A 581-nucleotide genomic window follows, 5' to 3' on the forward strand; every position below is an offset into this window, starting at 1 on the left:
GGGTGCCGGCGGGTGCGGGGACGACGACGGGGTCGGGCAGGCCGAGCAGCCAGGCGGCGCGGGGCAGGGAGTGGTGGGCGTTGGCTCCGTGGACGAGCCGTACGGTGCCGTGGGTCTCGCGGGCCAGGAGGAGGGCGAGTTGGTTGGCCTCGGTGCCGCCGGTGGTGACGAGGCCGTCGGTGTGGCCGGTCTCGCGGGCGAGGGTCCGGGTGAGGAGGGTCTCCAGGGCGGAGGCGGCCGGGGCCTGGTCCCAGGAGTCGAGGGAGGGGTTGAGCACCGAGGCCGCGAGGTCGGCGGCGGCCGCGACGGCGAGCGGCGGGCAGTGCAGGTGGGCGGCGCACAGGGGATGGGCGGGGTCGGCGGCGCCCGCGGCGAAGGCGTGGACGAGGGTGTGCAGGGCGTCGGGGTCGCCCCGGTCGGGCAGGAGGTCGCCGACGGCGGCGTGGACGGCCGCGGTGACGGTGTCGGGTCCGCCGGTGGGCAGTGGCCCGCCGCGTGCGTGGGTGCCGGTGTGCAGGGCGTCGAGGACGGTGTCGAGCAGTGGCCGCAGGTGGCGGGGGCCTCGGGGGCCGGACGCGAGG

General features: G+C 78.8%; 1 pseudogene. It reads right to left on the reverse strand.

The annotated features are described in order from the left end of the window. Positions 1–581: pseudogene (locus B7L92_RS38905) on the reverse strand (aspartate aminotransferase family protein); the annotation flags it as partial.

The organism is Streptomyces viridosporus (assembly GCF_002078235.1).
GTDB classification, from domain to species: Bacteria; Actinomycetota; Actinomycetes; order Streptomycetales; family Streptomycetaceae; genus Streptomyces; species Streptomyces viridosporus.